Annotated in this window: 24 protein-coding genes; 12 read left to right on the forward strand and 12 right to left on the reverse strand. The window is 58.6% G+C overall.

The genetic code is table 11. The annotated features are described in order from the left end of the window. The first annotated feature begins 97 nt into the window (after window positions 1-97). Together HMPREF3158_RS03955 and HMPREF3158_RS03960 are read left to right on the forward strand one after the other, a co-directional pair. A complete protein-coding gene (locus HMPREF3158_RS03955; protein WP_246816172.1) occupies window positions 98-391 on the forward strand; it encodes an OsmC family protein in 294 nt (97 codons plus the stop codon). A 113-nt stretch (window positions 392-504) separates the two neighbouring features. After that, window positions 505-1,506 (forward strand): DUF1906 domain-containing protein, encoded by a 1,002-nt coding sequence (locus HMPREF3158_RS03960; protein ID WP_061921166.1) that lies wholly within the window; start codon window positions 505-507, stop codon window positions 1,504-1,506. Here HMPREF3158_RS03960 and HMPREF3158_RS03965 read toward each other — a convergent pair. The 6 genes from HMPREF3158_RS03965 to HMPREF3158_RS03990 all read right to left on the reverse strand — a co-directional run bounded on the left by HMPREF3158_RS03965 (window position 1,484) and on the right by HMPREF3158_RS03990 (window position 7,817). Further along, complete coding sequence (locus HMPREF3158_RS03965; protein ID WP_201040666.1) at window positions 1,484-2,602, reverse strand: hypothetical protein; 1,119 nt, start codon at window positions 2,600-2,602, stop codon at window positions 1,484-1,486. The genes HMPREF3158_RS03960 and HMPREF3158_RS03965 overlap by 23 nt on opposite strands. A gap of 31 nt (window positions 2,603-2,633) precedes the next feature. Further along, window positions 2,634-4,286: a solute symporter family protein gene (locus HMPREF3158_RS03970; protein WP_070497390.1), complete on the reverse strand. Its 1,653-nt coding sequence runs from the start codon at window positions 4,284-4,286 to the stop codon at window positions 2,634-2,636. A gap of 3 nt (window positions 4,287-4,289) precedes the next feature. Further along, window positions 4,290-4,634, reverse strand: a complete 345-nt coding sequence (locus HMPREF3158_RS03975; RefSeq protein WP_062035619.1) for a DUF485 domain-containing protein — start codon at window positions 4,632-4,634, stop codon at window positions 4,290-4,292. A gap of 344 nt (window positions 4,635-4,978) precedes the next feature. Further along, window positions 4,979-5,821, reverse strand: coding sequence for an aldo/keto reductase (locus HMPREF3158_RS03980; RefSeq protein WP_062035620.1), 843 nt, complete (start codon window positions 5,819-5,821; stop codon window positions 4,979-4,981). 130 nt (window positions 5,822-5,951) lie between these two features. Next, a complete protein-coding gene (locus tag HMPREF3158_RS03985; protein ID WP_061921152.1) occupies window positions 5,952-6,308 on the reverse strand; it encodes an FKBP-type peptidyl-prolyl cis-trans isomerase in 357 nt (118 codons plus the stop codon). Window positions 6,309-6,521: 213 nt separating this feature from the next. Continuing rightward, on the reverse strand, window positions 6,522-7,817 hold the full coding sequence (locus tag HMPREF3158_RS03990; RefSeq protein WP_082787620.1) for a citrate synthase: 1,296 nt from the start codon (window positions 7,815-7,817) through the stop codon (window positions 6,522-6,524). A gap of 154 nt (window positions 7,818-7,971) precedes the next feature. On the opposite strand from HMPREF3158_RS03990, the gene serC reads away from it, so the two are divergent. From serC to HMPREF3158_RS04005, 3 genes are all read left to right on the forward strand, one after another. After that, a complete protein-coding gene (serC, locus tag HMPREF3158_RS03995; protein WP_070497392.1) occupies window positions 7,972-9,102 on the forward strand; it encodes a phosphoserine transaminase in 1,131 nt (376 codons plus the stop codon). 209 nt (window positions 9,103-9,311) lie between these two features. Then, window positions 9,312-10,580, forward strand: coding sequence for a septation protein SepH (sepH, locus tag HMPREF3158_RS04000; protein ID WP_070497394.1), 1,269 nt, complete (start codon window positions 9,312-9,314; stop codon window positions 10,578-10,580). A gap of 48 nt (window positions 10,581-10,628) precedes the next feature. Beyond that, a complete protein-coding gene (locus HMPREF3158_RS04005) occupies window positions 10,629-11,456 on the forward strand; it encodes a DUF6928 family protein (RefSeq protein ID WP_070497396.1) in 828 nt (275 codons plus the stop codon). Here the strand turns inward: HMPREF3158_RS04005 and HMPREF3158_RS04010 are convergent. From HMPREF3158_RS04010 to HMPREF3158_RS04020, 3 genes are all read right to left on the reverse strand, one after another. Next, window positions 11,417-12,229 (reverse strand): TrmH family RNA methyltransferase, encoded by an 813-nt coding sequence (locus tag HMPREF3158_RS04010; RefSeq protein WP_070497398.1) that lies wholly within the window; start codon window positions 12,227-12,229, stop codon window positions 11,417-11,419. The genes HMPREF3158_RS04005 and HMPREF3158_RS04010 overlap by 40 nt on opposite strands. A gap of 5 nt (window positions 12,230-12,234) precedes the next feature. Beyond that, the gene (locus HMPREF3158_RS04015; RefSeq protein ID WP_070497400.1) at window positions 12,235-13,638 is read right to left on the reverse strand and encodes an NCS2 family permease; all 1,404 of its coding nucleotides are present in this window, start codon (window positions 13,636-13,638) and stop codon (window positions 12,235-12,237) included. A 96-nt stretch (window positions 13,639-13,734) separates the two neighbouring features. Then, entirely contained in the window at window positions 13,735-14,385 is a 651-nt protein-coding gene (locus HMPREF3158_RS04020) for a DUF3027 domain-containing protein (protein WP_070497402.1), read from the reverse strand. 38 nt (window positions 14,386-14,423) lie between these two features. Here HMPREF3158_RS04020 and HMPREF3158_RS04025 point away from each other — a divergent pair, with 38 nt between their 5' ends. Both HMPREF3158_RS04025 and HMPREF3158_RS04030 read left to right on the forward strand, forming a co-directional pair. Then, window positions 14,424-15,263 carry a glutaminyl-peptide cyclotransferase gene (locus tag HMPREF3158_RS04025; RefSeq protein WP_061921177.1) on the forward strand — a complete coding sequence of 280 codons (840 nt, stop codon included), beginning with the start codon at window positions 14,424-14,426 and terminating at the stop codon, window positions 15,261-15,263. 11 nt (window positions 15,264-15,274) lie between these two features. Then, window positions 15,275-15,880 carry a DUF2771 domain-containing protein gene (locus HMPREF3158_RS04030; RefSeq protein WP_062035626.1) on the forward strand — a complete coding sequence of 202 codons (606 nt, stop codon included), beginning with the start codon at window positions 15,275-15,277 and terminating at the stop codon, window positions 15,878-15,880. Between the two features lie 83 nt (window positions 15,881-15,963). Here the strand turns inward: HMPREF3158_RS04030 and HMPREF3158_RS04035 are convergent, their stop codons facing one another. Continuing rightward, window positions 15,964-16,344 carry a cold-shock protein gene (locus HMPREF3158_RS04035; protein WP_061921135.1) on the reverse strand — a complete coding sequence of 127 codons (381 nt, stop codon included), beginning with the start codon at window positions 16,342-16,344 and terminating at the stop codon, window positions 15,964-15,966. Between the two features lie 373 nt (window positions 16,345-16,717). Here HMPREF3158_RS04035 and HMPREF3158_RS04040 point away from each other — a divergent pair, with 373 nt between their 5' ends. Beyond that, entirely contained in the window at window positions 16,718-17,332 is a 615-nt protein-coding gene (locus HMPREF3158_RS04040; RefSeq protein ID WP_070497404.1) for a resuscitation-promoting factor Rpf1 domain-containing protein, read from the forward strand. 196 nt (window positions 17,333-17,528) lie between these two features. Here HMPREF3158_RS04040 and HMPREF3158_RS04045 read toward each other — a convergent pair whose 3' ends face one another. Continuing rightward, window positions 17,529-17,714 (reverse strand): hypothetical protein, encoded by a 186-nt coding sequence (locus HMPREF3158_RS04045; protein ID WP_061921131.1) that lies wholly within the window; start codon window positions 17,712-17,714, stop codon window positions 17,529-17,531. 66 nt (window positions 17,715-17,780) lie between these two features. On the opposite strand from HMPREF3158_RS04045, the gene HMPREF3158_RS04050 reads away from it, so the two are divergent. The 4 genes from HMPREF3158_RS04050 to HMPREF3158_RS04065 all read left to right on the forward strand — a co-directional run bounded on the left by HMPREF3158_RS04050 (window position 17,781) and on the right by HMPREF3158_RS04065 (window position 23,335). Next, complete coding sequence (locus HMPREF3158_RS04050; RefSeq protein ID WP_070497406.1) at window positions 17,781-19,865, forward strand: helicase-associated domain-containing protein; 2,085 nt, start codon at window positions 17,781-17,783, stop codon at window positions 19,863-19,865. Window positions 19,866-19,936: 71 nt separating this feature from the next. Beyond that, window positions 19,937-21,568, forward strand: coding sequence for a DNA repair helicase XPB (locus tag HMPREF3158_RS04055; RefSeq protein ID WP_070497407.1), 1,632 nt, complete (start codon window positions 19,937-19,939; stop codon window positions 21,566-21,568). 4 nt (window positions 21,569-21,572) lie between these two features. Next, window positions 21,573-22,211 (forward strand): DUF3239 domain-containing protein, encoded by a 639-nt coding sequence (locus HMPREF3158_RS04060; RefSeq protein ID WP_061921125.1) that lies wholly within the window; start codon window positions 21,573-21,575, stop codon window positions 22,209-22,211. Next, window positions 22,211-23,335, forward strand: a complete 1,125-nt coding sequence (locus HMPREF3158_RS04065; RefSeq protein WP_062035630.1) for an aminotransferase class I/II-fold pyridoxal phosphate-dependent enzyme — start codon at window positions 22,211-22,213, stop codon at window positions 23,333-23,335. Before HMPREF3158_RS04060 ends, HMPREF3158_RS04065 begins: the two co-directional genes overlap by 1 nt. On the opposite strand, the gene HMPREF3158_RS04070 is transcribed toward HMPREF3158_RS04065, so the two are convergent. Beyond that, window positions 23,316-23,642, reverse strand: coding sequence for a DUF2200 domain-containing protein (locus HMPREF3158_RS04070; RefSeq protein WP_246816173.1), 327 nt, complete (start codon window positions 23,640-23,642; stop codon window positions 23,316-23,318). The two genes, HMPREF3158_RS04065 and HMPREF3158_RS04070, sit on opposite strands and share 20 nt — an antisense overlap. Between the last annotated feature and the right edge of the window lie 110 nt (window positions 23,643-23,752).

Genomic DNA, 23,752 nt, shown 5'->3' on the forward strand with positions numbered 1-23,752 from the left:
CGGATTGCCCCTACCAACTACGCCGAAACGGCACCGGATGACGCCAGCATCTCGCTCGTCCGCCGGGAACGGCTAGTTATCGTTGGAGGGACACCTTTTGGCGGCCGTTGCGGGGTCTGCCGCAGTGGAGGTAGACGTCGTAACGTCCCAGCGCGCGGAGCCGAAATCTTTTGATGTGCACATGGAAGGCGACCGCGTAAATGAGGACGGGGCATCGCGCCAGTCGGAGGTTCGCGTGGGCTTCGATCTATCGTTCCCGGATACCCCCGAGGGCAACCAAGCGCGCAAGCTCGTGGACAACCTGATTCGCATCTCTCATGAGAAGGACTGCACGGTATCGCGCACGGTTGAGAACTCCACGCAAGTGACGTTTAGGAACGACTCAAAATAGTTTCCCGAAGTAAAAGCGCGACATGCGGTTGCACTCCGGGAATGCCCCAAGACCTCCTGCTATGGTGCAATTGTTAACTACTGTGACAAATGTGATTACTGCAGGAGCTCAACATGTCACCATCTTTCTCCCGTCGCGGCCTCTTAAAGGTCAGCGCTCTCGCCCTGACCGCAGGCGCCATCGGTTCTGCCGTTCCGAATGCAGCGGCGCTTGGACCGGTGCGCGGCACCATCATCGACTTCGCCGTCGGTGTTCCTTCCGCCGCAGGCATCAAGCGCGCGGGCCATCTCGGCGCCATCCGTTATGTTTCCAAGCGTCGCCCCGGCGCCGAATCCTGGATGACCGGCAAGCCCGTCACCTTGCAGGAAACCAAGGCTAACGCCGCGCAGGGCTTGGCGACGGCCTCCATCTACCAGTTTGGCCGTGCCGAAACCGCCGATTGGAAGCAAGGTGCCGCAGGTGCAGCCATCCACGCCCCGCAGGCTATTGCCCTGCACAGGGCAGCAGGCGGACCGACCAATCGCCCGATTTACATCGCGATTGACGATAACCCGACCCGCGCCCAGTACGACCAACAGATCAAGCCTTACCTACAGGCCTTTAGCCGCCTGCTTTCGGCAGCGGGCTACCAGACCGGCGTATACGGCAACTACAACACGATCGAGTGGTGCGTGCGCGATGGAATCGGCTCCTTCTTCTGGATGCACGATTGGGGTTCGAACGGCAAGATCCACCCACGCACCACGATTCACCAGCTGCCGGGCAACATGCAGCGCACCATCGACGGCGTGACCGTGGACATCAACGAGGTCTACGCCCGCGACTGGGGCCAATGGATGCCGGGTCAGAAGGCCCCGAAGGCCCCTGCTGCGCCAGCCAAGCCTTCCGCACCGAAGCCGGCCGCACCGGCACAGCCGGGCAACATCCCGGGTATCTCCCCGCAGTCTTCTGATGCGATGGGTGCGCTTAGCTCCCAGGTAGAGCACGCGGTGCCAGGCATGCGCCTGCCGCGAGTAAACCAGAACGGCATCTCCTACGGCGGCTCTTCCGTCTCCCAGGATCAAATCAAGGGAGCCATCGACCTAGCTTCTACTATTCAGAACGCTTTGAAGTAGCGCTTTCAGATTGAGCCGACGAGGTCGGCTCTTTCTTTTTGTCCTTCTTTTTCTTGTCGCTCTTCTTGCCGGCGTCGGTAGGCTCCTTGCTCTTATCCCCGCGCTTGGCCTTGCCACCGTCTTTACTCTGGCCCTTATCAGAGCCCTTCTTCTCAGACTTCGGCAGAGTCGAGGTCACGGTGATGGTCGTCTTGGAGGCAGGCGCAGAAGACTTCGAAGGACTTACAGGAGCAACGCTCTCACCGTTGAGCGCCTTTTGGTAGCGATCAGTACCCTTACGCAGGTTACTGCCCGTTACCTCGTCTTTCACAAAGTCCGTGAGATCATCGGCGCTACCATAGGTGGTAGCTGCAACAACGAAGTTCTTGCCAAAGGAAACCGAAGAGTGCAGGGTCTTGTCATTTGACCAGCCCCACTTGGTGCCCACTACATTTTGCAGTTTCGCCGTGCCGTAGTCCTGCTCGTATCCGTCTTCCGAGATGGGATCGGCGTGGGCCATCGCCACCAGGACCGGGTGGGTGGGGTTATCTTCCTTCAGCTGCACCACGAAGCGCACCACGTCATACATGGAGGTCACCGAGGTTCCCCATTGCTCACCGGCCTTCGTGGCCTGCAATCCATATTCCTTTGCCACGGAGTCAATGGAATTCGGGTACTTCTCAAAGAGTTCTTCTGCGCTTGTATCTGAGGAGCTGGCGATCATGTCTAAGGCTTCGTATTTATCCTCAAAGCTTCCCTTTTCGAGCACGTAGGTTGCGATATACAGCTTGATAAGGCTCAATGCTGGGCGCGGCTCATGCTCATTTGCCGTTGCCATACGCATTCCATCGCCGATGCGGTAGTAGCTCAGCTGCTGGTCTTTATTACCCTCGAGGAACTGACTGACGTCATCGGGGACGTCGGAAAGCGCAGGCTCCCCCAGCTCATGCCGAAGGTCGGACGCAGACGCATTGCTTGCCGACGCCGAGGCGGCCTTACTATCGTGCTGCTGCGACGGTGTACATGCGCACAACAGGCCGCCGGCGAGTGAAAACGCGGCGAGGGCGGTACCGACCTTCATCGGCACCGCCTTCGTTTTAGACAAAGAATCGAGCACGCATTAGATAATACTCAGTACTCTGCCAGGTTTAGTGGTTGACTGGGGCCTCCACGCCAACGCCGGTCAGAGACCGTACCTCCATCTCTGCGGACAGATCCTCAAAGTCATCCGGCGGGGTCAGGATGGAAACCAACCAGCCTGCGATGAATGCCAGCGGAATGGAAACCAGGCCCGGATTCGACAGTGGGAACAGCGCCCAATCCGCGTTCGGGAACATCGAGGTCTCAGAACCAGATACTGCCGGGGAGAAGAAGATGAGCAGCAGGCAGGAGATGACGCCGGTGTACATGGACGCCACCGCACCGGCCGTGTTGAAGCGACGCCAGTAAAGCGAGTACAAGATAGTCGGAAGGTTTGCAGAAGCCGCGACGGCGAAGGCAAGAGAGACCAAGAACGCGACGTTTTGAGTCATGGCCAGAATGCCCAGGATGATGGCGGCGATGCCGAGGACTACGACCGTAACCTGCGAGACACGGACCTGCTCCGCCTCGGTGGACTCTCCCTTACGAATAACCGCGTGGTAGATATCGTGCGCGATAGATGCAGACGCGGTAATCGCCAGACCTGCAACTACTGCCAGCACCGTGGCGAATGCAACCGCCGAGATGACAGCCATGAATACCGAGCCGCCAAGCTCTAGCGCCAGAAGCGGCGCTGCGGCATTGGCCCCGCCCGGCGCGGCCAGGATGCGGTCCGGGCCCACGAGTGCCGCGGCACCGTAGCCCAGGATGAGGGTCATCAGGTAGAAAGCACCGATAATGACGATTGCCCAGGTCACGGAACGGCGTGCCTCAGTTGCAGTCGGAACCGTGTAGAAGCGCATGAGCACGTGCGGCAGGCCGCCAACGCCGAGCACCAGAGCGATACCGAGGGAAACGAAGTCCAGCTTGGTGGTCAAAGTCTTTCCATACTTTAAGCCTGGTTCCATGATTTGAGAAGCTTCGTAGCCCTTCTCTTGGAGGTAATCCGAGCCCGCATGCATATCGACGGCGTCGGAGAACAAGGTGCTAAAGCCGCCCTTCACCGCAATGAAGGTCATGATGCACATCGCCACGACGCCGGTGACCAAGAGGACCGCCTTGATCATCTGCACATAAGTAGTGCCCTTCATACCGCCCACCAGAACGTAGACGATCATCAAAACACCCACGATGCCAACCACGACCGCCTGCCAGGTGAAGTCATGGATATCCAAAAGCACCGACACCAGGGAGCCTGCGCCGGCCATCTGCGCAATCAGGTAGAACAGCGAGACAAAAAGCGTAGAGATGGACGCCGCCACGCGTACCGGGCGCTGCTTCAAACGGAAGGACAACACGTCTGCCATGGTGAAGCGACCAACGTTACGCATCGGCTCGGCAACCAGCATCAACGCCACCAGCCAGGCCACGAAGAAGCCGACAGAATACAAGAATCCGTCATATCCGTTGAGAGCGACCGCGCCGACGATACCGAGGAAGGAAGCGGCAGAAAGATAGTCACCCGAAATGGCCAAACCGTTCTGGCGGCCAGAGAAGGTGCCACCACCGGTGTAGAAGTCCGAGGCCTTCTTCGTGGTCTTTCCTGCCCTTAAAACCACCCACATGGTGATGACAAGAAACGCACCAAAAACGGCGATGTTGAGCACCGGGTTTCCGGAGCCTTCTTGCGCTGCCTCAGCAGCTAGGTTGAAGGTCAGCATAATCTATCCCTCCAATGCCTCACGAATAGCTGCTGAACGCGGCTCAATTTTCTTGTTGGCGTACTTGACGTAGATCCACGTAATCGCGAACGTGGTGACAAATTGGGCGAGCCCGAATACGAGCCCCACGTTCCACCCACCGCCAATTTCGGTGCCCATGAATCCAGGCGCAAAGACGGCAGCCAACACGTAGATGACGTACCACAGGAAGAAGGCAATGGTCATCGGGAAAGTGAAGTTACGATATGCACCGCGTAACTGCTTAAACTGCGGGCTATCGCGCATCTCGATGAAGTCCTGCGCTGTCGGTTCGCGGCGCTCGAGCATCGAGGTAGGTGCGCTAGTCATGTCGCTCTCCTTGGGTTCTCAAGATTCCACACGAAAGTGATTAATGAACCACACGAGATAGAGATAGTGTGATGAATCACGTTTCGCCTTACGAGTAAGTTACCCAATTCACATTGCGAGGTTGTAAAGCTTGCCAATCGATTTTTGATTAGCAAGCCTTAGCTACCCCCTAACCCCATTGCTTACTGCACTTTTTAAAGCGTGAAAAGTACCCCCATATCTTTCAACGCTCGAGTTTGCAAACATTGCGAAAGTCCACATGGCAAGAAAAGGCGGCAGAGAACTATGCCGTTCCCTGCCGCCTCTAGGCCGTTTTCTGAGGGCCGAAAGGCCCGCTTTAACGTTTAACCCGGAAACTCACGCGGGTCCTTGTACAAGCGCCCAGCCGCGCCGTTATCGAGGGCGTCGATTGCCGCAATGTCATCGTGGCTAAGCTCCAGCTGCGCGGCCGCCAAATTCTCCTCGAGGCGCTCACGCTTGGTGGATTTCGGGATTACGGAAATCCCCTTGGCTAGAAGATAGGCGATTGCTACCTGTCCCGGGGTTGCCTCAAGGCGCTGCGCCACATTCTTGATCTCCGCATTGTTAAGGACCTCTCCCCTCGCCAGCGGCGACCATGCCTCTGTAACAATGCCATGTTCATCATGGAATTCTCGCAACTCCGGCTGGGTAAACCCCGGATGCAGCTCCACCTGGTTCAACACTGGAACGATACCCGTTCGCGCGATGATCTCCTGCAGCGTTTCCTCGTAGAAGTTAGCCACGCCGATGGAAGCGATCTGCCCCATGCCCTGCAGACGAGCCATCTCCTCAAAGGTCTCCACATAGAGTCCAGCCTGTGGCCACGGCCAGTGGATCAGGTAGAGGTCTAGGTAGTCCAGCTGCAGCTTTTTCAGCGATTCAGTAAATGCTGCGTCTACCCCCTTCGCCCCGTGGCTGTCATGCCAGACCTTGGAGGTGATGAAGAGCTCATCACGGGTGACGTCACCGGCGCGCATCGCATCATTTAGGGCCTGGCCTAGCTCTGCCTCGTTCTCATACAAGGTTGCAGTATCGAAATGGCGGTAGCCGAGCTCGATGGCTTCACGTACCGCCGTGATACATTCCTGACCCGTCATCTTGTAGGTGCCCAGACCAAGCTGTGGCATCTCGCGATCATCATTAAAAGAGATAAATGGGACACTCATGGTTCCATTGTGCACGAGTTTCGCCACGCGTGACGCCGAAAAATTCAAGTTCTTGCGCCCGCAAAAAAGAAACTCCACCTTCTGCCCTAGCAATTCGGGGCAAAAGGTGGAGCCAAAAAAGAAACGTTATTTACGCACGCAGCAGGTCGATAACGAAGACCAAGGTGCGTCCAGCAAGTGGATGCGCTCCGCCAGCTGGGCCGTATGCCTTCTCCGGAGGGATGATGAGCTTGCGACGGCCGCCCACCTTCATGCCCGGGATACCTTCCTGCCAACCTGCAATGAGGCCAGTCAGCGGAAACTCGATGGACTGTCCGCGACCCCAGGAAGAGTCGAATTCCTGGTTGTCCTCATACGAGACGCCCACGTAGTGAACCTCAACAAAGCCACCCGGCTGTGCCTCTGCGCCGTCGCCGACGATGATGTCCTCGATAACTAGCTCAGTCGGGGCCGGCTCAGTATGAGCCTCAATTACGGGCTTATCCATTGGGGAAAATCCTCCTTGGGAAACGTTTGTGATATCGATTCGGCGCCTAGTTGTCTCGCTTTTAGGCCGAGAACTAGGCCTGCACGAACGGCGAAAGCCGAATCGCAGTGTGCCCAGTATAAGGGTTCATCTGCGATTCGGCTTTATTTGGCCTACGCAATGACTTGTTTTGTCATCATTTCGTGACTAAAGCCATGCAGTCCAAAAGGCCTATTACGCACGCTCAGCGCGCGGGGAAACGGTGCGCAAGGTCTCGCCGGTGTAAATCTGGCGCGGACGGTTAATCTTGGTGTTCAGATCCAGCTGCTCGCGGTACTGAGCGATCCAACCCGGTAGGCGGCCGATGGCGAACAGGACGGTGAAGAAGTCCGTCGGGAAGCCCATGGCGCGGTAGATGAGGCCGGTGTAGAAGTCGACGTTCGGGTACAGCTTGCGAGAAACGAAGTACTCGTCCTCGAGAGCGATCTTCTCGAGCTCCATTGCCAGATCCAGCATTGGGTCGCCGCCCAGGTGCTCGAGGATCTCGTGTGCGGTCTCCTTGACGATGGCTGCGCGTGGGTCGTAGTTCTTGTACACGCGGTGGCCGAAGCCCATCAGACGGACGCCCTTTTCCTTGTTCTTCACGCGGTTCATGAAGTCGGTTGCGTCGCCGCCGTTGTTCTTCTGGATTTCATCGAGCATCTCGAGAACGGCTTGGTTTGCGCCACCGTGCAGCGGGCCGGACAGAGCGTTGATGCCGCCAGCGATAGCAACGAAGAGGTTTGCCTGTGCGGAACCGATCATGCGGACGGTGGAGGTGGAGCAGTTCTGCTCGTGGTCTGCGTGCAGGATGAGCAGCTTGTCCAGAGCCTTCGCGACGACTGGATCGACGTTGTACTCCTCGGTTGGGTAACCGAACATCATGCGCAGGAAGTTCTCGCGTGCGTTCAGGTTGTTGTCCGGGTACATGTAAGGCTTGCCCTGGGACGCGCGGTAAGCGTATGCAGCCAGCATCGGAACCTTAGCCAGCAGGCGGACGGTTGCCTTGTCCAGCTGCTCCTCATCCAACGGGTTGAGCTGGTCCTGATAGTAGGTGGAGAGAATGTTAACGGAGGATGCCAGAACCGCCATCGGGTGCGCATTGCGCGGGAAGATGTTGAACTGCGCCTTGAAGTCCTCATCCAGCAGGGTGTGGTGGCGAATTTCATCGTTAAAAGCGCTCAGCTGCTCCTGGTTTGGCAGCTCGCCCTTGATGAGGAGGTAGGAAACCTCATTGAAGGTGGCGTTGTTTGCCAGATCCGCGATGTCGTAGCCGCGGTGGCGCAGGATGCCTTCCTCACCGTTAATGAAGGTGATCTTGGACTCGGTGGAGCCGGTAGCGGCGTAGCCGGGGTCAAAGGTTACGAGGCCAGTCTCATTGCGAAGCTTGCCAATATCAAAGCCAGAGTCACCTTCGGTGGACTGCTTGATATCCATCTCGTACTCGCCACCTGGGTAGTGGAGAACAACCTTGTTGTCTTCAGAAGCCACTTGTTGATCCTTTCTCAACACTTAAAACACCGACTCCAAACCGGCATTACGTTTTAAATCTCTTCACACTTTATCAAAATTTGTGACGCTGCCAACATCCTAAACTTTTAACGTTTACCAATAGGGTGACCGAAATTAGGTTAGACTGTGCCTCATGCTCCACACAGAACCGACTTTACCTGCAGATCTTCTCCCCATCGACGGTCGCTTCGGATGCGGCCCTTCCAAGGTACGACCCGCCCAAATTGAGGCAATTACTGCGGGGGCTAAATCCATCATCGGCACTTCTCATCGCCAGCCCGCCGTGAAAAACGTGGTGGGTTCGATTCGCGAGGGATTGCGAGATCTATTCAAGCTTCCAGACGGCTATGAGATTATTCTTTCGGCCGGCGGCGCCACCGCTTTTTGGGACGCCGCGACGTTCGGCCTCATCGAAAATAAGTCCGCGCATTTGACCTACGGAGAGTTCTCTTCGAAGTTTGCCAAGGCAAGTATTGGTGCACCGTGGCTCACAGCGCCCATCGTTTACGACTTCCCCGCCGGCACCGCTCCCGACCCACGCACGGTGGATTTCGGCGATGCTGACGTTGTGGCGTGGGCACACAATGAGACCTCGACGGGCGCGATGGTTGACGTGCTGCGCCCACAGCCAAATAATCCGGAGCAACTCGTTGTCATCGATGCGACCTCGGGCGCTGGCGGATTGCCCATCACGATGGCCGAGGCTGACGTCTACTATTTCTCGCCGCAGAAGTGCTTCGCATCCGAAGGTGGGCTCTGGCTCGCGGTGGTCTCCCCTGCTGCGATTGAACGCATCGCAAAGCTTAATGCTGCACAACGTTATATCCCGGCTTTCCTGAACCTGCAGACCGCCGTGGATAACTCGCGCAAGAACCAGACCTATAACACTCCAGCCGTGTCTACTCTTCTGATGCTGGAAAATCAGGTCCGCTGGATGAACGACAACGGCGGGCTCGACGGTATGGTTACGCGCACCACAGCTTCCTCCACCATTGTTTATGACTGGGCCGCATCGCGAAAAGAGGCCAAGCCTTTCGTCGCCGAGCCCGCTGGCCGCTCGTTAGTCGTGGCAACCATCGACTTTGACGAGACCGTGGATGCTACGGCCTTAGCCAAGGCCTTGCGGGCGAACGGCATCGTGGATGTCGAACCTTATCGCAAGCTAGGGCGCAACCAACTGCGAATTGGTATGTTCCCCGCGATTGAGCCAGACGACGTCGCAAAGCTCACGCAAGCAATCGACTACCTCCTGGATAGGCACTAAGCGCAACTGACAGGGCTTTTCCAGCCAACATGCCCCGCGTTCTTCATAAGGCGCGGGGCTTTCTGGGTTAAAGTGGATTTCATCACACGCACCTCGTTGGGGTGTGGATCGATTGCACTAGTCGCAATGCCTAGATGCGGTTTTAAATAAACTGTCAGTATCCAAATCCGTTGTCCGAATCCGTCGACAAGCAAAAGGAGCGCCCCTCAATGCGCGAGCTCTTCCTCGCAAAAAGCGACTCAACCACTACTTCTTTGGTCATGGAAACCGAAGAAGGCGAAGAGTTTTTCCTGGCCATCACCGACGATCTCCGCGAGATTCTAGGCGCACCTAAGCCAGAGGATGACGCATGGGGCAATGTCTCCAGGCTCCCGTTCGCGGCGGACGCAGATGACTCTACGGATGCTGCAGATTCTGTGAATTCTGCAGCATCCAGCGACGCAGACTCGGCTGCAAGCACCGCCTCCGCTGGCGAACACGAACAGCGCGACGCGGAAGCAAAGAAAGATGACGACGAGTCATCCACCGCGGCTGAGTCCACTGACTCCACTGCGCCTGCTGAGCCACAGCTGACCACAACCACTCCGGCGCCTATTTCGCAGCCGCGCTCTGGCATGCGTGACCACGGCGACTCCCGCCCGCACGCAATCAGCCTGCGCCCGGCGGAAATTCAGGCCCGCATCCGCGCTGGCGCATCTGCTGCAGAGATCGCCGAGGAAATTGGCGCCCCCGAATCCCGCATCGAGCCTTTCGCACACCCGGTACTGCTGGAGCGCGCCCGCATTGCCGACGTCGCCAAGCAGGCCCACCCCATCCGCGAAGACGGCCCGGCCAAGCTGACTCTCTGGGAGATTCTCGCCACGGCCTTTGCCGCACGCGGCCACTCCCTCTCCGAGTCGACCTGGGATGCCTACCGCCATCAGGGCGAACCGTGGATCCTTCGCATCACGTGGAAGGCTGGCTTGTCTGAGAACGAGGCGGAGTGGACCTTCAAGCAGTCCATGTCCTCACCGGCTACCGTGGAGGCTCGCAACTCCGTTGCCGCCGATCTCACCGACCCTGACTTCGTACAACCAGTGCGTTCCCTGACCTCCGTCGGCCGCGGCGAGCGCTATGACAAGGCCATAGACGGCGAGACGCCGAGCGCAGTCACCAACATCACCGACTTCACTGCACCGACGGTCGTACCGGATCCGCAACCTGCTGATGTCGAAGCGGACTCCGCCAATGCAGACTCCGGCGCTACCGGCGCGGCCCGCCCTGCTGGCGCCGCTGAAACTCAGGCTTCTGGTTCAAAGGCCTCCACAGCTACCGAATCTGCGTCGGATAAGTCGAAGGCAGAAAGCACCGATGAAGAGTTCCTGCAGAACCCATCGCCGGAGCCAAAGCCAAAGAGCCGCCGTCGCCGCGCTACGACCCCACACTGGGAAGACGTCCTGCTCGGAGTGCGCTCTAACACCAAGCGTCCGCGCGAGTGAACGCGAGTGGATTGACAGCCAAGAAAAGTAATTAAGCGAGTTTTTACCGTGGACCCTAAACCTGTTCTCACTCTCTGGTACGTCACTGTCGAAGATCCCGCTGCTGTGCTGCGGGAGGAGCCAAAGGCCGATCGCGGCTTTGGCCGGAAATTCTTGGCACAACTCAATCCCAACCTGCCCGTAACCCCCATCGGGCAATTTCCTCTCAATCGCTCTGCCCAGGCTGGCGATAGCGAGTACTACATCGGCGGATACCCTGGCGTTACCGTGGTTCAGACGGTCATCGAGGAAGAATCCATGGTGCTCTCGCGCCTTCCAGAGCAACTCTTGAAGGCGGTTCCCGCGCTCGAAATCTATGCCTTCGTCTCGCAGGAAAGCACCGGCTATGCCGGTTTTGCGCACTGGACGGCCGGTGAGCTCAAGCGCTGCCTGTGCGGTACGCGCTTTAACCTGCAGGAAGACTCCGGCCTACCAGAGCCCTTTGAGGCGCCGTTCTGGGCCGGCGAAAAATACGAACCGGTCGGCGGTATCTCTCTGCCTTTCGAACCACAGGGCATCACCGAAGCAGCGCAGTCTTATTGGCTCGGCGTGGAAGTAAATGACCAAGGCCCCGACCTCGACGTCGTGGGTTATGCCACCGACGGACGGCCCGAGCCCAAGGTCGCGCCAAAGAAGCCGGAGCGCAGCCTCGGCGCCATCGCCTCTGCTTCCGTGTCCAAGCTCGGCTTCAACGACTACGACGATTACGAGGCCCACGACCAAGAACCAGAGTCCACTGGCGAGGAAATCCTCGAAACCGCCAAACGCCTCGGCGGGCTAATCAGCAGCTACGTGCGTCAGACCTCGAAGTCAATTCGGGAGCGCTGGCGCTCATAAAAAGCGATGGCCGCTGAGGTAGCCACGTTGAGCGAATCTGTACCTGGGGCCATCGGTATGTGTGCGCGCACATCGGTGGCCTTCATCGCATGTTCGGTAAGGCCGGGGCCTTCTGCGCCCACGAGCAGAGCAGCCTTAGAAGCGCCACGAAGCGCGTCTGCCAAGTGTACAGCCTCTGGGTGCGGGGTCAAGGAAACGAGGCGGAAGGCGGCGTCGCGAAGCGCCTGCAGGGAACGCTGCCACGTGGTGTATCCGCCGTCCAGATGGGCAAAAGGCAAACGCAGCACATGGCCCATGGAGACGCGCACCGAGCGACGATAGAGCGGGTCTGCAGCACCCGAGCCCAGCAGCACGGCGTCAACATCCATGCCCGCCGCATTGCGGAAGATGGCGCCGATATTTTCGTGGTCACCCACGCCCTCAAGCACCACCACGGTGCTTGCCGTCTTCAAGATCTCGTCCAAGCTCGGCTCAGGCGCGCGGTCTGCGGCAGCCACCAACCCACGGTGCATATCAAAGCCGGCGACGGCCGCGAGAGTTTCTCGCGAGACCTCGTACATCGGACAACCTGGATCCCCATACTCTTCCACGTAGGCATCCAGCTTTGCGCCAAAACCTACGGCACAGCGTAGCGGGAAACGCGAGTCAGCCAGGCGGGAGACCACCAGATGACCTTCGGCAATGACAAGACCATCGCCCTTCTTGTCCGACTTATTCAAGTCACGGACGTCATCAAGGCGAGGGTCTAAAGGGTCAGTAATTACTTCACGCATGCACGCTAGCTTAGCGCGTTGGTCAGCGGAGCCATGCCGAAGTAAACCACGAAGAGTGCGGCGATGAGCCACATGAGCCAGTGCACCTGCTTTGCCTTGCCGGCAAACGCAGACATCAGGGCGAAGGCGATGAAACCCACGCCGATGCCATTAGCAATGGAGTAGGTAAACGGCATGACCACGATGGTGAGGAAGGCCGGGATGGCAACTTCCATCTTGGTCCATTCGATGTCCTTGAGCTGGCTTGCCATCATTACGCCGACGATGACCAGAACCGGAGCGGCCGCTTCGATAGGAACGATCTCATAGAGCGGAGTCAAAAACATCGCGAGCAGGAAGATGACACCTGTGGTGATGTTGGCCAGGCCGGTCTTCGCGCCGTCACCAATGCCGGCTGCGGAATCCGCAAAGACGGTGTTGGAGGAAACCGAGCCCAGACCGCCGGCGATGGCGCCGGCGCCTTCTACCACCAGTGCGGTGCGCATGTCTGGCAGGTTGTCATTCTCATCGACCAGCCCTGCCTGCTTGCCCAGTCCATTCATAGTGCCCATGGCGTCGAAGAAGTTCGTCAGCAGCAGGGTGAAGATAAGCAGCACGGTAGCCACGACGCCGAGCTTGGTAAAAGCACCCACGAGGCTGACCTCGCCCACGATGGATAGATCCGGCAGGCCGCCCAAGGAACCAGGAATCTCTGGTGTTGCCATACCCCAGTCCTCAGAGCCGAAGATGGCCTGCAGGATCATTGCGATGACAGTGGTGATGACGATGCCCAGGAACAGGCCGCCGCGGACCTTGCGGATAACCATGAAGGAACAAAGCAAAAGGCCTAGGACGAAGACGAAAGCCGGCCAGGTGGAAATAGAGCCATTGATGCCAAGGCCCACCGGAACCGTGGTGTGCGCTGCATCGGGGACACGCGTTACAAAACCGCCATCGACAAAGCCGATGATGGCGATGAACATGCCGATGCCCACACCCATCGCAGCCTTCATCGAGGCCGGAATGGCATCGAAGACCGCTTGACGGAAGCCCGAGATGGCGAGCAAAACAATGATGATGCCTTCGAGTACCACCAGGCCCATGGCGTCTTTCCACTCCAAGCCTTTGGTGGAGACCATGGTGACGGCAACAAAGGTATTCATACCCAGGCCCGCCGCCATGGCGAATGGATAGCGCGCAATCGCGCCGAAGGCAATGGTCATGATGCCGGCGATTAACGCGGTAGCTGCGGCGACCTGCGGAATGCCCAAGGTATGGCCCGCAACATCGGGCGAGGTGCCGAGGATGAGCGGGTTGAGAAGAATGATGTAGGCCATCGCGAAGAACGAGACCACGCCGGCGCGAACCTCAGTTCCGATTGTGGAACCGCGTTCAGAGATTTTGAAATAACGATCGAAAGCAGCGTTCATCGCTTTGAGACAGCCCCTTTACCTAGTGCCAGGAGGATTGAGTTTTACTGGCCTTAGTAAAGTATTTGCGACTCCAGAAAGCAAACCACGAAAGCGCTAGTAGATAGGTTTTTCGTCATCAAAAGCGGTTTCGGTCACGGATCCTTCTTCCCGGATTTTTGTCTCCGAATGCGCGCCGCATCCGTAACTTGCGTGCACTACACGGCCATCGGCCGAAAATTCGTTAGCGCACACACCAAAGTTATCCATCAGCTCCAAATAGAAAGCACAGGTCTTACACTGCAGCGGCGCTTGCGCGGCCATCTCGGTATTAGGGCCAAAGGAGCCAGTGCGCCACCTCTTTTTCGCCTCATCTAAACCCTTTGCGGAAAGCTTGCCGTCTTCCAAGCGTTCGTCGTAAGGCGCAGGCGGCATCAAATCGCCCGGGCCCAAATCCCCCGGACGCACGCGCTCGTTATACGGCACCCACTCCGGGGCTTGCAGTGCCTGTTGCCCCGGCACCAGCGCTACCTCGTTAACGGTGATAAAACGCGAGCCCTCCGCGCAGGCCACAACCGCTTGCCATTCCCAGCCTGGGTAGCCTGGCATATCTGCTTCAAAGCGATGGGTTGCGACGTTTCGGCCTAGCCCTGCGACTCCGCGGTGCTTGCCGACGCCGCCCTCTCCTACTTCTTCCACTGCAGCGCGAGCAATGCGCACGGCGGTCTTGTTAAGAAGTGGGTTCGTTGGCTCATTCTGCTTAGTCACGCACTACATTATCCATGACATCGTGCACAATGACTTCCATGGGTTCTTCTAAATCTTCTCTCGCTTTGACTTCCACCGCCGTTTTAAGCGCGCTTAGCGCAATCGGCCTGCTTGCCGGTTGCAGCAGTTCAGAGGGCGATTCGCCGGCTCAAGAAGGAACAAACGTGCCACGCGAAGTTGAGCATCTATCCGTTTCCATAAAGGAACACACTGCCATGCTCCCCAATTCTTTTACCCAGGGCCTCGAAGTTGATCCCGCGGGCAAGCTGTTGGTGGGAACTGGCCTATACGGGCAATCCCGGTTACTGCGCCTGCAACCCGGCGCGAAGGAACCCGAGCAGGAAGTGTCACTGCCTCCTTCTTTGTTCGGTGAGGGCATCACACAAACCCAGGATGCGATTTGGCAGTTGACGTGGAAGGCGGGCGAGGCCATCAAGCGGGATCCCGTAACCCTCGAAGAGACCGGCCGCGCTCGCTATGAGGGCGAGGGCTGGGGATTGTGTGCCGCGGGCGAGGATAAATCTGAGCTCATCATGTCTGATGGAAGCAACGAGCTGCGACATCTTGATGCCCAAACTTTCGAAGAGACTGCACCACGGACCCCCGTTACCTTGGAGGGCCAGGCGGTAGAAGAGATTAATGAGTTGGAATGCGTGGACGGCCAGGTCTTTGCGAATGTGTGGATGAGCGAGGATATTTTGCGCATTGATCCCACAAGCGGCGAGGTCACCGCGGTTATTGATGCTGCGGGACTGAATAAATCTGGGCCGCAAACCCAAAACGATGTACTCAATGGCATCGCCCATATTCCAGGAACGGAAGAATTCTGGATTACTGGTAAGCGGTGGGTTGATTTGTATCGCGTGACCTTCGAGTAGGATTCTTTGCCATGGCAACGCGTAAGGAAGCAAGGAAGAAGTCGCTGCTGCAGCTTTTGGCGCTGATTATCGCCGTGGCAGTCATTGTGGTCTCCGTGGTCTTATTCCAGAATTGGTGGAATAGCCGCCCAGGTCCTGAGCCGCAGGACATCACCGTCAAGGCCAGCGTGGGTGAGAAGAGTCTCGACGTTGCACCTTATATGGTCTGCGAGCTGGGCACCGAATGCCCTGAGGGCGAGGCTCCAAACCTCACCGTCGGCAAGGATGACACTTTGCATCTAGAGATCCCAGAAGAGATCTCCAACCACGAGTGGCGCATCCTTTCCATCTACGATGACCCGGCGGCTAACGACGAGCAGATTCACGGCGCCGGCGATTCTTCCACCGTGGACGTTCCGGGTTCTGTTGACCCCATCAAGGCCTCTACAGGAAAGCGACCGCGCCTGATGGTGGTCGAGATTTCCTCGCTGATGATTGGCACCGATGGCAAGGGCGAGGAGGCGCCGTTTAGCACCGTGTGGTCCCTTTCCACGATGTCTGACAAGGAGCTTGCCGAGGCCACAAAGACCGCTGCACCTGATAAGCCCACCGAGCCGAGCAAGGCTGCTTCCAAATAAACGCAGCCTGCGAAAAAGCGCGAGCCCAACTTCTAGATTCCCACAAGGGGAGACGAAGTTGGGCTCGCGCTTTTGCTTGATTTTTAGCTATCCAAATCCTTGGCGATGGCACGCAGGATTTCAGCGACCTGACGGCCAGTCTTGCGCTCTGGGTAGCGCCCCTGCGCCAGCACGGGCTGCACCTGGGTTTCCAGCAGCGTCATTACATCGGAGAGCATGCTCGACAGCTCGTCCGGCTTACGGGAAGGAGTGCGGCGGCGCGGCTTGTCCAAAACCTTGACACGCAGTGCCTGTGGACCGCGGCGGCCTGCCGCGAAATCAAAGTCGATCCGCTGGCCTTGGACCAGCTCGTCGACGCCCTCGGGCAGCACGTTGCGGCCGACGTAGACATCCTCATCGCCGGGGTTGCTCACAAAGCCGAAACCCTTGTCAGCATCAAACCACTTAACTTTGCCGATTGGCACGCCCCTACTCGCTTTCTTACTCGGGAATAAAGAGAATTATTCTAACTCCTATAACACAGCAATTGAAGTTGCTGTCACATAAACAACACACGTTACAGGGGTGATCTAATTCACGTTTTCGGAACGACCTGCGAAAATGCAATGAGTTCCCAGAGGAAAGACGCCATGCCGAGTCAGTTACGTGACTATTTCGTTATAAACCGTTACTGTTTGGGACAGGCACTTGGCCGCCAGCGAGGAAGTCTCGCCCCCACACGCAGTCCGGGCTTCCCCGTGGCGGCCGATATTTGTGCAAGACAACTTTAAAGCAATTACTTTTGCCGGACTGAGCACAACGTGGGCGCGAGAAATCTAGAGAAGAGGAATACTTTTAATGGGACGCCACTCCGCTAAGAACAACTCGTTCGCTACCAAGTTCGCAGCTTCCACCGTCGCCGTCGGCGCCGCTGCAGCCATCATGGCACCGACCGCATCCGCTGCTCCGGATTCCGACTGGGACCGCCTCGCGCAGTGTGAGTCCGGCGGAAACTGGGCAATCAACACCGGCAACGGCTACTACGGCGGTCTGCAGTTCTCCGGCCAGACCTGGTCCGCATTCGGTGGCGGTCAGTATGCACCGACCGCAAACCAGGCAACTCGTGAGCAGCAGATCGCTGTCGCTGAAAAGATCCTGGCTTCCCAGGGCTGGGGCGCATGGCCTGCTTGCTCCGCTTCCTTGGGCCTGAACTCCGCACCAACCCCGCGTGACGCCGCTCCGGCACCGGCTCCAGCACCGGCTCCGGTTCAGCAGGCAGCTGCGCAGCCTTCCGACGAGCTGGCTGTTGACGCTCTCTACAAGATGGTCGAGGACACCGCAGCTAAGTACGGCCTGGCTATCCCGGCTGATTTTGCAAACCAGTACAAGGCAAACCGCCACAACTTCGACGCGTTCTACTCCGCGAACCGCCAGTTCATCGATCCGATCGCTCAGCTCATCGAAAACCTCTAAGGCTTTTCAAACTAAAGCTGCGCAGATTCGCGTTTAAAGCTCCCAGCCCTAGGTGGAACTTTCCAGTTCCTTCTGGCTGGGAGCTTTTGGCTTTTTAGCGTACGAAAAATGGCCCCACCACAAGGCGGCCGCTGAAGGGCGTGCGGTGGGGCTAGGCCTGCGTTAGGCTAAAGGATTTTCTTCTAAGTAAGAGCTTTTAGCGGTTAACGCGGGTGTATGGGTGCACGTAGTTGAGCTTCTCCGCCGGCATTGGCAGGATCAGATCGTCACCGAACGGGCTGGATGCACCAGCGAACGGCGCGTAGATTTCAGTAATTGCGTGCTCGCGATTTTCATTCTTCGGCCAAGCCGGGGATACGAAGCCATTCTTCTTATTCGACATAGGCCTTATTATTCCAAACCCCGGCCCAAAAAGTAACTCGATTACCCACTAAACTTATTCGCCACCATGACCCCACCTCACAGCACTTCCTCCGCGTCGGTTCAATTCCGCACGTGGCTTGCAGATCTTGACCAAGAGCAGCTTTCGACGCTGCTTGGCTATCGCAGCGATGTGCTCTCACCGCTACCCCCGGGAATCGCCCCGTTGGCAACGCGCCTTAGCCTGACCACTTCCCTAGCGCGCGCACTCGCGCAGTGCGATGCCGAGTTGCTTGCTACTGCCGAGGACATCGCTTTGCGGGGCGGCGAACTGGAACCCGTAGAAATTTTGGCCCCAGAGCCAACCGCAAGGTTGCTCGAGCGGGGCCTCGCATTCGAAGTGGAAGCACAGGGCGTATGCCTTGCCCCAGGGCTCATGCAGGCGCTTCCCACCGGGTGGTCGCTGCTCCATCAGAGCACCACCAACCCCGAGGAGATCACGGCACTGCCCGAGGATGAGGCACGGATTCTGCAAACCCTGGCCGCCTCTGGCGGAATGGGCGCTACTCGCGACGCAGCTCCCGATGCTGATCCCACGCGCCCAATCCCCCGCCTTTTGGCCAAGGGCATTCTCACCCGCGTCGATTCCCACACCGTGCGGCTACCGCGCGCCGCCCGCCGCGCGCTGGAGGGACACAGCCCCGAGCTCATTCCGCTGCGCCCAAGCGGCCGTGCCGGCACCCCGCCACTAGAGAAGAAGGCGGGGGAAGCAGGCGCCGCCGCTGGGCTGCAAGTAGTTCGCGAGCTGGAAAGGCTTATCGATCTTGTCGGTGCTCGCCCCATCGAGCTTTTGAAAGACAAGACCGTAGGCGTTCGCCCGCAGGCCCAACTCGCTAAGGAACTCGGAATCACAGAGCTGGAGCTGCGCCGCCTGGTTTGCCTCGGCTTTTCCGCTCGTCTCCTAAGCCGCGGCGAACCGAAGGGCTTGGAGGGCAACTTCTTAGCGCCTACCCAAGGCGCACAGGAATGGCTGGATGCCGGCCTGTCTGAGAAGTGGAGCCTGCTCCTCGATGCCTGGCAGTCCTCTACCTGGCAGCCTTGGGCCGAAGGCCGCCTGCTTTCCGCCGAGAGCGTCTCTGAGCATTTGGCCCGCCACCGCCGCACGGTGATGGACGTCTATGCCCACGCCTCAGTCCCACTTAGCAAAGAGGAATTTTCCGAAGAGCTGCGCTTCCGCGCCCCGCTTTTTACAACGCACACGAAGTCCTCCACCATCGATGCCCTCGTTGCCGAAGCTGAATGGATCGGAGCCATTGCGCTAGGCCAAGCCACCCAGGTGCTGCTGGATCCTGCGGCCACGCATACCCTTACCCCGGAAGAAGTGGACTACTTCATCATCCAGGGCGATCTCACGGTCTTGGTTCCCGGACCGCTGGAGGCCAGCGCGCATCGCCGGTTGGGAGATCTCGCGGACTTGGAATCGCCAGGCCTAGCCAGCGTCTACCGTATTAGCGCGTCCACGCTGCGCCGCGGCTTGGACGTAGGCATGACGGCGCAAGAGATCACCGACTTCTTCGCCGCCCACAGCGAGGTGCCTCAGACCCTCGAGTTTCTCATCCGCGACGTCGATAGGCGCCACGGCACGCTGCGCTCCGGCCCTGCGCTGGCGTACCTCCGCAGTGAAGATCCCGTCCTTCTCGAAATGGCGGTGCGGGCGGTGCCAGAACTGCGCCGCATCGCTCCTACCGTCGCAATATCGCAAGTGCGCGTCGGTGAGCTGCTGGAGAAACTGCGCGCCCACGGACTTGCTCCCGCCGGCGAAGATGAAACAGGTGCTTCCCTGAATATGGCGCTCAAGCCCTACGCACTGCCTACTCCGGCACCTCGCAAGGCTGGCCCCACTCGCCCGGATCCGACGAGCGTCGCCAAGGCTCTGCTTGATACCGAATCACCCGCGCCCACCGCCGCGGATGAATCCAGCCTCGACGTCCTTCACGCTGCTGCCCGCGGCGGGCGCCCCGTCAAGATCACCTATGCGGATAAGAACGGCAATTCTAAGTCCAGGACTGTAAAGCCGCTGTCCGTCGCCGGAGGTCAGGTCGATGCCACCGGCAGCGATGGTTCCACCATCCGCTTCCCTTTGCACCGCATCACTGCCGTGGAACTCGCTTAGCGCCAGCAGGGCGATCGGGGCTATACTTTTGGCTTTCTACCATTGGCGAGCCTGTACAAAGGAGCAAGTAGATGCCCGGACCGCTCATCGTGCAATCTGACAAGACGGTGCTCTTGGAGGTCGACCACGAAGACGCTGCCGCAGCCCGCATCGCGCTTTCGCCCTTTGCAGAACTGGAGCGCGCGCCAGAGCACGTTCACACTTATCGCATCACACCGCTGGCGCTGTGGAATGCCCGCGCCGCGGGCCACGACGCCGAGCAGGTGGTCGACGTGCTCGAGCGTTATTCGCGTTTCCCGGTTCCGCAGGCGCTGCTTATCGACGTCGCGGAGACCATGTCGCGCTACGGCCGCGTGCGCCTCCACTCGCATCCGGCGCACGGCCTCATCTTGGAATCTGCCGAGGTTCCGATCCTCGAAGAACTCGCGCGGCACAAGAAGGTCAGCCAACTGCTGGGCGCTCGCATCGATGACAGCACATTCGCCGTGCCGCCTTCGCAGCGCGGCCGCCTCAAGCAGGAGCTGCTCAAGGCCAACTGGCCCGCCGAGGATCTTGCCGGTTACGTCGACGGCGAGTCCCACCCCATCTCTTTGGTGGAGGAAGGCTGGGCGCTGCGCGATTACCAATCCTATGCCGCAGAATCCTTCTGGTCCGGCGGCTCCGGCGTGGTCGTGCTGCCCTGTGGCGCCGGCAAGACCATCGTGGGCACGGCGGCGATGGCCAAGGCCCAAGCCACCACGTTGATCCTGGTTACCAATACAGTGGCCGGACGCCAGTGGCGCAACGAGCTGCTGCGGCGTACCTCGTTGACCGAGAACGAGGTTGGCGAATACTCCGGTGAGAAGAAGGAGATCAAACCGATCACAATCGCCACCTATCAGGTGGTAACCCGCAAGACGAAGGGCGAATACCGCGCCCTTGAGCTCTTCGACTCCCGCGACTGGGGTCTAATCATCTACGACGAGGTCCACCTGCTTCCTGCTCCCGTTTTCCGCATGACTTCGGATCTCCAATCGCGCCGCCGCTTAGGCCTTACCGCCACGCTCATCCGCGAGGACGGGATGGAGGGAGACGTCTTCTCCCTCATCGGCCCCAAGCGCTACGACGCCCCGTGGAAGGAGCTCGAAGCCGCAGGCTACATCGCCACGGCGGAGTGCATCGAGGTACGCGTTGACATGGACGCCGAGGAGCGGATGCTCTATGCCACGGCGCAGACGCGGGATCGCTATCGAATCGCGGCGTCGTCAAGCGCAAAGCACCGAGCCGTGGATAAGATTTTGGCCAAGCATGCTGGCCAGCAAGCACTCATCATTGGCGGTTACGTGGAGCAACTGGAAGAACTCGGCTCGCACTTGAGCACGCCAGTAATCGACGGCAAGACCTCGAACTCCAAGCGTGAAAAGCTCTTCCAAGCTTTCCGCGACGGCGAGGTGCAAACACTCGTGGTCTCCAAGGTGGCAAACTTCTCCATTGATCTTCCCGAAGCTGCCCTAGCTATTCAGGTCTCCGGCACCTTCGGCTCGCGGCAGGAAGAAGCCCAGCGCCTAGGACGCCTCTTGCGCCCGAAGGAAGACGGTAAGGAAGCAAAATTTTACACGCTCGTCACCCGTGATTCCGTGGATGCGGACTATGCGCTCCACCGCCAGCGCTTCTTGGCGGAACAGGGATACGCGTACCGTCTCGTCGACGAAGTAGACTTATGACCTGATGAAGATTTTCAAGTTTCAGGTCGACGAGACCTACGCCAAGAAGAACAATGAACTCCTGCGCGATTCCGCGCGCCTGCGCAACTCCGGCCTCATCATGGGCTTGCTGCTCATCATCGGTGCCGCTGCGGTCTACATGACTGTGGATGCGGACTGGGGATTTACCATTGGCCTCGGTATGTTGCTCTTCGGCATCCTCGTGGCCATCGTGGGCGTTGCAGCCGCGCGCCAGGTTGGCACCGCACAGCACCTCTATGATTCCTACCCGCTGGCACCAGCAGTGGTAGCTGAGGTCAACGAACGTGACATGGTGCTGATGGCGCTAGTGAACACCAACGTTGATCCCGGGCTTCCGCCGCGTTGGGCAGCTTGCCTGCGCACCGTTACTTCCGTGCCAGGTGTCAAGCGCACTGTGGGCACAAAGCTGCCGGTTGCCGCAGTTTCCGGTCACCGCAACAACAGCGATAAAGAACACTGGCAGCAGGTCACCCCGATGCCCATTGCATGGGGCACGCCGGACGCTGAGGTCGTCACCATGGCGCGTAAGGCAATCCCGGAAGACCAGTGGCAAAAGCTCGACCGTGCCCGCAAGCGCCTCAATGATGTGAAGGCCACCCGTTACGATCTTTTGGTGCTCTAATGACGGTTAAACGTCTGCAGCAATTTGGCGAGACCATCTTCGCCACCATGACCCAGCTGGCAATCGATAATGACGCCATCAATCTGGGACAAGGCTTCCCGGACTCTGATGGGCCAGAGCGCATGTTGGAGATCGCGCAGGAGCAGATTGCGACGGGAAATAATCAATACGCTCCCCTGCGCGGGCGCCCTGAGCTTGTCGACGCACTGGCGCATTACTACTCAGTTTCTCGCAAAGCAATCGTGGTCACCGCAGGCGCCACGGAGGCAATCACAGCGACTGTTCTCGGCTTGGTAGAGCCGGGCCAGGAAGTCATCGTCCTTGAGCCCTATTACGACGCCTACGCCGCCGCAATCGCGCTTGCCGACGCCACCCGCGTCGCCGTGCCGCTCAAGCCTTCCGGAGAAAGCTGGGACCTCGACGTCGATGCTGTGCGCGCCGCTGTGACGGATAAGACCGCGATGGTGATCGTGAATTCCCCGCATAACCCCACCGGTTCAGTATTTAGCCACGCCGCGCTGCAGGGCCTGCGCGACGTTTGTGTGGAACACGATCTACTGGTGCTCTCTGACGAAGTCTACGAGGACCTTACCTTCGGGTCTGCCACGCACGTGGACATCCAGCGTATCCCGGGCATGGAAACCCGTACGGTCAAGGTCGGCTCGGCGGCTAAGTCCTTTAACGCCACGGGCTGGAAGACGGGCTGGGCATTCGCACACCCAGACCTTCTAGACGGAGTGATAAAGGCAAAGCAGTTCATGACATTTGTATCTGCCACGCCTTTCCAAGCCGCAGTGGCCCACGCACTGGTATATGAGCGGGACTGGCAGAAGGCTATGGTGGAAGAGCTGGCCGAATGCCACGATATCCTAGTTGATGGCCTGCGTGAGGCCGGCTACCAAGTGCACGAGACTCAAGGCACTTACTATCTAGTCGCCGACGTGAGCTCCTCTGGTATGGACGGAGTTGAATTCTGTACAAAGCTCCCCGAGACACACGGGGTTGCTGCTATCCCACTTGCCGCCTTTGCCGATAACCCCGAACCATGGCGCTACAAAGTTCGTTTCGCGTTCTGTAAGCGCCCTGAGGTAATCAAAGAGGCAGTTAAGCGTCTGAGCGCTTGACCTTCTCCAAAGCCTTACCCTTCGCCAGTTCGTCAATTAGCTTGTCGAGCTGGCGAATATTTTGCATCATTGGGTCCTGCACCTCCTGAACTTTCACGCCGCAGATACTGCCGGTGATAAGAAAGCGATGCGGATTCATCTCTGGTGCTTGCTCGAAGAACTGCTCAACAGTAAGTTCCCCAGCCGCAGCGATGCCTGGGACATCGTATCCCGTGAACCAGGAAATAACCTCATCTACCTCAGCGCGAGTACGGTCCTTACGTTCCGCCTTGGCGATATAGGCGGAATGGATCTGCTCCCACCGCATGCTAAAAATTCGAGGCTTAGAAGTATATGACATGGCTTCTATCCTACTGCTGGGCCGCAAACATCCTTCTCCAAGGTTGGGCCTGACCCCCGGAAAGTAGACACGTCGGG

This window comes from Corynebacterium sp. HMSC06G04, assembly GCF_001807365.1.
Lineage (GTDB): Bacteria > Actinomycetota > Actinomycetes > Mycobacteriales > Mycobacteriaceae > Corynebacterium > Corynebacterium simulans.

Bases quoted from the DNA above. Each gene is read 5' to 3' on its own strand.
- HMPREF3158_RS03985 (WP_061921152.1), bottom strand. From the start codon at position 6,308: ATGGATAAGCCCGTAATTGAGGCTCATACTGAGCCGGCCCCGACTGAG.
- sepH (WP_070497394.1), top strand. From the start codon at position 9,312: ATGCGCGAGCTCTTCCTCGCAAAAAGCGACTCAACCACTACTTCTTTG.
- HMPREF3158_RS04045 (WP_061921131.1), bottom strand. From the start codon at position 17,714: ATGTCGAATAAGAAGAATGGCTTCGTATCCCCGGCTTGGCCGAAGAAT.
- HMPREF3158_RS04070 (WP_246816173.1), bottom strand. From the start codon at position 23,642: ATGCGGTGGGAGCAGATCCATTCCGCCTATATCGCCAAGGCGGAACGT.
- HMPREF3158_RS04015 (WP_070497400.1), bottom strand. From the start codon at position 13,638: ATGAACGCTGCTTTCGATCGTTATTTCAAAATCTCTGAACGCGGTTCC.
- HMPREF3158_RS04055 (WP_070497407.1), top strand. From the start codon at position 19,937: ATGCCCGGACCGCTCATCGTGCAATCTGACAAGACGGTGCTCTTGGAG.
- HMPREF3158_RS03960 (WP_061921166.1), top strand. From the start codon at position 505: ATGTCACCATCTTTCTCCCGTCGCGGCCTCTTAAAGGTCAGCGCTCTC.
- HMPREF3158_RS03980 (WP_062035620.1), bottom strand. From the start codon at position 5,821: ATGAGTGTCCCATTTATCTCTTTTAATGATGATCGCGAGATGCCACAG.
- serC (WP_070497392.1), top strand. From the start codon at position 7,972: ATGCTCCACACAGAACCGACTTTACCTGCAGATCTTCTCCCCATCGAC.
- HMPREF3158_RS04065 (WP_062035630.1), top strand. From the start codon at position 22,211: ATGACGGTTAAACGTCTGCAGCAATTTGGCGAGACCATCTTCGCCACC.
- HMPREF3158_RS04030 (WP_062035626.1), top strand. From the start codon at position 15,275: ATGGCAACGCGTAAGGAAGCAAGGAAGAAGTCGCTGCTGCAGCTTTTG.
- HMPREF3158_RS03970 (WP_070497390.1), bottom strand. From the start codon at position 4,286: ATGCTGACCTTCAACCTAGCTGCTGAGGCAGCGCAAGAAGGCTCCGGA.
- HMPREF3158_RS04010 (WP_070497398.1), bottom strand. From the start codon at position 12,229: ATGCGTGAAGTAATTACTGACCCTTTAGACCCTCGCCTTGATGACGTC.
- HMPREF3158_RS04025 (WP_061921177.1), top strand. From the start codon at position 14,424: ATGGGTTCTTCTAAATCTTCTCTCGCTTTGACTTCCACCGCCGTTTTA.
- HMPREF3158_RS04060 (WP_061921125.1), top strand. From the start codon at position 21,573: ATGAAGATTTTCAAGTTTCAGGTCGACGAGACCTACGCCAAGAAGAAC.
- HMPREF3158_RS03975 (WP_062035619.1), bottom strand. From the start codon at position 4,634: ATGACTAGCGCACCTACCTCGATGCTCGAGCGCCGCGAACCGACAGCG.
- HMPREF3158_RS04050 (WP_070497406.1), top strand. From the start codon at position 17,781: ATGACCCCACCTCACAGCACTTCCTCCGCGTCGGTTCAATTCCGCACG.
- HMPREF3158_RS04040 (WP_070497404.1), top strand. From the start codon at position 16,718: ATGGGACGCCACTCCGCTAAGAACAACTCGTTCGCTACCAAGTTCGCA.